This window comes from Nonomuraea sp. NPDC005501, from assembly GCF_040605905.1.
Taxonomy (GTDB): Bacteria; Actinomycetota; Actinomycetes; order Streptosporangiales; family Streptosporangiaceae; genus Nonomuraea.
Window position 1 is genome coordinate 1 of sequence record NZ_JBEXDT010000191.1, and the last position, 5,564, is coordinate 5,564.

General features: G+C 76.2%; 6 protein-coding genes and 1 pseudogene. All 7 read left to right on the forward strand.

Translation table 11 applies throughout. The annotated features are described in order from the left end of the window. Nucleotides 1-322 (forward strand): annotated as a pseudogene (locus ABZS51_RS42105) (hypothetical protein); the annotation flags it as partial. Then, a complete protein-coding gene (locus tag ABZS51_RS42110) occupies nt 310-1,761 on the forward strand; it encodes a condensation domain-containing protein (RefSeq protein WP_355453787.1) in 1,452 nt (483 codons plus the stop codon). The pseudogene ABZS51_RS42105 and the gene ABZS51_RS42110, both read left to right, overlap by 13 nt. Further along, nucleotides 1,758-2,663: a hypothetical protein gene (locus ABZS51_RS42115; RefSeq protein ID WP_355453790.1), complete on the forward strand. Its 906-nt coding sequence runs from the start codon at nt 1,758-1,760 to the stop codon at nt 2,661-2,663. Before ABZS51_RS42110 ends, ABZS51_RS42115 begins: the two co-directional genes overlap by 4 nt. Nucleotides 2,664-2,704: 41 nt before the next feature. Next, nucleotides 2,705-3,019, forward strand: a complete 315-nt coding sequence (locus tag ABZS51_RS42120; RefSeq protein ID WP_355453793.1) for an acyl carrier protein — start codon at nt 2,705-2,707, stop codon at nt 3,017-3,019. Continuing rightward, complete coding sequence (locus ABZS51_RS42125) at nt 3,016-4,164, forward strand: acyl-CoA dehydrogenase family protein (protein ID WP_355453796.1); 1,149 nt, start codon at nt 3,016-3,018, stop codon at nt 4,162-4,164. The genes ABZS51_RS42120 and ABZS51_RS42125 overlap by 4 nt, the downstream gene beginning before the upstream one ends. After that, nucleotides 4,164-5,318: a glycosyltransferase family 4 protein gene (locus ABZS51_RS42130; RefSeq protein ID WP_355453799.1), complete on the forward strand. Its 1,155-nt coding sequence runs from the start codon at nt 4,164-4,166 to the stop codon at nt 5,316-5,318. The genes ABZS51_RS42125 and ABZS51_RS42130 overlap by 1 nt, the downstream gene beginning before the upstream one ends. Further along, nucleotides 5,315-5,564: PIG-L family deacetylase (locus ABZS51_RS42135; protein WP_355453802.1), on the forward strand; the 250-nt coding region annotated here is incomplete at its 3' end. The genes ABZS51_RS42130 and ABZS51_RS42135, both read left to right, overlap by 4 nt.

Consider the following 5,564-nt stretch of genomic DNA (forward strand, 5'->3'; position numbering starts at 1 on the left):
CGCGCGCCGGCGGGTGGCGGGGCAGCAGGCGGACGCGCTGCTGCGGCTGAGGTCGCTGCAGCGCGACCCGTCGCTGCGGCTGTCGGAGGCCGGCCGGCACCTGCTCCGCTGGATGCACAGCCACGTGATCGCCAGGGACATGCGGTCGGAGCTGGTGGACGCGGTCCCCACGCATCTGGCTCCCATCGTGGCGGACATGGCGTTGCAGTGCGCCGAGATCTGGAGCGACTTCGCGCAGGACGTCCAGGAGCGGCTGCGCGAGCAGTCGGAGCGTACGCCGCCGCTCCGCTCGCAGGCGGGGGAGCGGCCGTGGAAGGGGTGACGCACCGCCCGGTGCGGTTCGCCGGGCAGAGCACCGGGTCCGGGCCGGCCACCTGCGGGCAGGCGTCCATGTGGCTGGACATCACCGACAAGGACCCGCGCGAGGCGTTCTTCAACCCCTCCGGCGAGGTGGAGGTGCCGCCCGGCCCGTCCGTCGAGGACCTGCTGGCTGAGCTGGGCGCCCTGGTGTGCCGGCACGAGTCGCTGCGCACCCTCCTGGCCGAGGACGCCGACGGCCGCCTGACGCAGACGGTGACCGGCTCCGGGGAGCTGACCGTCCGCCTCGTCGACCTCGACGCCCCGGAGGAAGCGCACGGACAGGCGGGCCGGGCGGCGCTGTGGAAGGCGCTGGCCGAGCGCCGGCGGGTGGTGGAGCGGCTGCCGTTCGACCTCTCCGCCGAGCTGCCGTTACGTCCCACGATCTTCCACGGCTCGGGGGAGCCGCTGGCCGTCCTGCTGAGCGTGGCGCACACGGCCGCGGACGGCACCGGGGTGCGCAACCTCGTCGCCGACCTGACCGCGATGGTCGAGGCCCGCGCCAAGGGGCTGGACCGGCCGCCGCCGCCCGCCGCCCGGCAGCCGCTGGAGCAGGCCCGCTACGAGGCGTCCCCCGAGGGGGCGCGGCGGCTCTCGCGCGCCCTGGCGTACTGGCGCTCCCGGCTGGAGACGGTGCCCCGCACGATGTTCCCCATGGAGCCGGAGCCGGGGCCGCCCGCCTACCACGCGGCCGTGCTGCACTCCCGGGCCGCGGACCTCGCCCTGAACCTCCAGGCCGTCCGGTACGACGTCAGCGGCACGGCGGTCCTGCTCGCGGCCACAGGGCTCGTCCTCGGCGCGTACACCGGGATGCCGGAGTGCGCCGTCCGGCTCATCTGCGCCAACCGCACCCGGGAGGAGGAGCGGCGCGCGGTCGCCTGCATGATCCAGGGCGCGCTCGTCTCGCTGGACCTCGGCGGGACGAGCTTCCGCGACGTCGTCGCACGGGCCTGGACGGCCTCCGTCCGCGCCTACCGCCACAGCCTGTACGACAAGCGGGAGCTGCGCCGGATCATGCGGGAGGCCGAGGCGCGCGGCGGTGGACGCCTCGACCTGTCGTGCGTGTTCAACGACATGCGCGAGGAGATGCGGCCGGACCGCCGCCTGGCCGCCCACCGGGCCGGCTCCACCGGCGAGGAGTCCGTACGGGCCGCGACGCGCGACAGCGTGTTCCTGCCGGAGCCCGCGGTCGAGCAGGAGAAGTTCGCCCTGTACGCGGAGGACACGCCGGAGACCCTGCGGCTGACCCTGCACGCCGACTCCCGCTACCTGGGTCCCCAGGCCGTGCGCGACGTGCTGTTCGGCATCGAGCGCCTGCTGGTCGAGGCGGCGTTCGGCGAGGTACGCCCCGACCGGGTGGGCGAGCTGACCGGGATCGTCGCCGCCGGGCGGGACCCGCGATGAGCGGCGCGCCGGTGGACGTGGCGGTGACCGGGGCCGTTCCGGACGACACGCTGCGGGCGCTGCGGCTCGTCCCGGACGCCGCCCGCGGCTTCGACGTGCCCTGGGACGCGGCCGGGCGCGACTACGGCCTGCCACCCGGCGTGCTGGCCGCGATGCTCGCCGAAGGGCTGGGCCGGCCCACCGGCTTCGACCACTTCGACCTGCTCAACGTCTCGCTGGACCTGGGCGTGCGGTCCTTGTGGACGTTCGGCCCGGCCTCCTGGGCGAAGGGGCTGCGCGCCCCCGCCGGCACCGTCGTGCGCGCCGAGATCGAGTACGTCCCCGAGTGCGCGCACGAGCCGGGCGACGAGGACGACGCGGTGTGCGACTTCCAGGTCCTGTTGCCCACCGGGTGGGCCCCGTGCCCCGGCGGCTCGGCCGTCGCCCGCTTCGAGCTGCCCGCCTCGTGGCCCCGGCCGGAGCCGCGGGCCGCCGAGCTGCTGGAGGAGTTCGGCCGCGTCAGGTTCGTCCGCCTGCCCATGACGGTCGGGATGGACCCGGACTTCGTGGGGCGCACCGGCGTCGCCGACTGCACCGGCGGCTCGCTGTTCCTGGTGCGGGAGGGCCGCCGCCGCGGGCTGCCGATCCGGCTCGCCCAGGGCGTCATCCTGTCGCCGCCGTTCTCCGTCCTGCACTACTGGGCGGAGATCGAGAACGACGGCCTGTGGGTGCCGCACGACCCGCTGATCGTGGGGGCGATGCTCCGCTGGGGGCTGCTCGACCCCGCCGAATGGGACGTGCTGCGCTCGACCGGCGCCGTCCTGGCCCGCGTCTCGGGGGAGATGGGGCCCGTGGGGCTGGACGCCGGCCGCCCGGCCGGGGTGTCCTTCGCGACCGCTGTGCGGACAGGACCGAGAGGTTGACCGCCGAGAGGTTGACCGTCGAGAGGTTGACCGTCGAGAGGATGGACGCCGAGAGGATGAGCACGGTGCCTTCGAGAGCCGTACACGGCGACGAGCGAACCCGGGTGGAGCGCAGGGTGCGCGACCTGCTGGCCGGCAGGGCGGTGCTGCCCGGCGTGATCGAGTCGGTCGATCCCGGCGCCGACCTGTGGGAGCTGGGGATGGAGTCCCTGGCCATGGTGGGCGTCATGGTGGCCGTGGAGGACGAGTTCGGGGTCGAGTTCCCGGACGAGCTGCTGACCCGGGACACGTTCCGGTCGCTGGCGGCCGTCACGGACGCGGTCGTGAGCCTCACCCGGGCAGAGGACCCCGCGTGAGGGAGGGCGGGGACCGTACGGGGGACCGCATCTGCCGGGAGCTCGCCGGCGGGGTGCTGGCCGAGCACGCGGCCGAGGTGGACCGGGACGCGCGCTTCCCCAAGGAGGCGCTGCGGGCCCTGCGCGCGCACGGCCTGCTCTCCGCGGCGGCCCCGGTGCAGCGCGGCGGCCTCGGCGCGGACGTGCCCGCGCTCGCCCGGATGGCCGCCAGGCTGGCGCGCGGCTGCGGCGCGACCGCCATGATCTGGGCGATGCACCAGGTCCAGCTCGCCTGCCTGCTGGCCTGCGACGAGGGCCCCGAGCTGCGCGCGGCCGTGGACAGGGTCGTCCGCGACCAGCTCCTCGTCGCCTCGGCCACCAGCGAGGCGGGCGTCGGCGGGGCGCTGCGCACCAGCGTGTGCGCGGTCGAGCGCGACGGCCCGTCCGCCCGCCTGGACAAGCACGCCACCACCGTCTCCTACGGAGGCGAGGCCGACGCCCTCCTCGTCAGCGCCCGTCGGGAGCCCGGCTCGCCGGCCGGCGACCAGGTCGCCGTGCTCGTCGACGCCGCCGAAGCGCGCCTGGAGGTCCTGGGCGGCTGGAACCCCCTCGGCATGCGGGGCACGTGCAGCCCCGCCCTCCGGGTCCGCGCCGGGTTCGAGGACTGGCGGATCCTGCCGGTGCCGTTCGGCGACCTGGTCGCCCGGGTGATGACGCCGCTGTCCCACGTGCTGTGGTCGGGTGTCTGGTACGGCCTGGCCGCCGAGGCCGCCGAGCGGGCCGTGAGCCACGCCAGGGAACGTGCCGGCGGCGAGTCCGCGCAGCCGCCGAGCGGCGGGCTGGCCGAGATGCGGTGGCGGCTGGCCGCCGTGGAGGCGCAGCTCGCGGAGACGGCGCGGGCCGCGCAGGAGGTCCTGGCGGGGGACGCGGAGCCGACCGCCGCCTTCGCGCAGCGGGTCAACTCGCTCAAGCTCGCCATGTCGGAGATCGCGGTGGACGTCGCGCTGACCGCCCTGCGGGTGTGCGGCATGGCCGGCTACTCCGAGGACGGCCCCCACTCCGTGGCCCGGCTCGTGCGCGACCTGCTGTCGGCCCCCCTGATGATCGGCAACGAGCGCCTGGTGACCATCGGCTCCCGGCTCGCCCTCGTGGCCCGGGACCGGTGATGACGGGAGCCTGGGCACACCTGCTCCCGCCGGGTGAGGTCTACTCCCCGGCCAGCGGCGGCTCCCTCGGCACGGTCGCCGCCGAGCTGACCCGCGTGCACGCCCGCCACGGCCGCGCCACCGTCATCGTCGCCGACCGCGCCGGCGAGCACCTGCCGGCGGGGGTGCGGCTGCTGCCGTACGACAGTCCCGGCGAGACGCTGGGCGAGCGGGAGCGGCGCGAGGACGACGAGGCCGCCGCCCGCGGCGGGCGCCGCGAGCACTACGCCAGGTTCGTCCGGCCCGCGGTGGAGGCGCTGCCGGCCGGGTTCGGCGGCCCGGTCGTGCTGCACAACGCGGTCGCCGCCGTCCCCGAGCTGCGGCGGCTGCGGCCTCGGGCGCGGGTGTGCCTCTACCTGCACGCCGACATGTTCCGGTCGTTCCCGCCGGCCGAGCGGGCGCGCGTGGTGGCCGAGGCGGACCTGGTGGTGTGCGTCAGCCGGTTCGTGGCCGAGCGGTTCCTCGACGGCACCGGCCTGCCGCTCTCGGCGGTCGCGGTGGTGCACAACGGGCACGACCCGGCCAGGTTCCATCCCGCCGCCCGGCGCGCCGGTGACGTGCCGGTGGTGCTCTTCACCGGCCGGCTCGCCCCCGAGAAGGGGCCGATGGCGCTCATCAACGCGTGCGTGGAGCTGGCGCGGGCCGGTGCCCGCTTCCGGCTGCGGGTGGTGGGCAACGCCGGGCTGTGCGCGTCGTCGGCGCCGGACCGGTTCGAGCGGCAGGTGAAGCGCCGGGCGTCGCTGCTGGGGGACCGGGTGGAGTTCTCGCCGTTCGTCGACCGCGCCGCCATCGGGGGCGTGTACCGGGAGGCCGACGTGCTGTGCGTGCCGTCGCTGTGCGAGGACGCCAGCCCGCTCGTCCTCACCGAGGGGATGGCCAGCGGCCTGGCGTGCCTGGCCAGCGCGCGCGGGGGAGTGCCCGAGGTCGGGAGGAACGCGGTGCGGTACTTCGACTACCGGCGGCCCGGCGACCTCGCCCGGCAGCTCGGACGCCTCCTTCACGAGCCCGCTCTGCGGGCCGAGCTGGGGCGTAGGGCGCTGAGGCGGGGGCGTGAGCTGACCTGGGAGACCCGGTACCGGTCGCTGTGGTCGCGCCTCACGGAGCCGGCCCGATGAGCGGGCCGGACGGCGCGCGGGGGCCGGTGCTGGTCGTGTCCGCGCACCTCGACGACGCGGTCCTGTCCTGGGGCGGCACGATCGCCGCGCTGACCCGGCAGGGCGTCAGGGTCGTGGTGCTGACCGTGTTCGCCGGCTGCGACGGTGACCCGATGCCGCCGTTCGCCGAGCTGTACCACTCCTGGTGGCGGGCGGCCGGCACCGACGCCGCCGGCGAGGCGAGCGCGGCCGGCGCGCCCGGTGTGC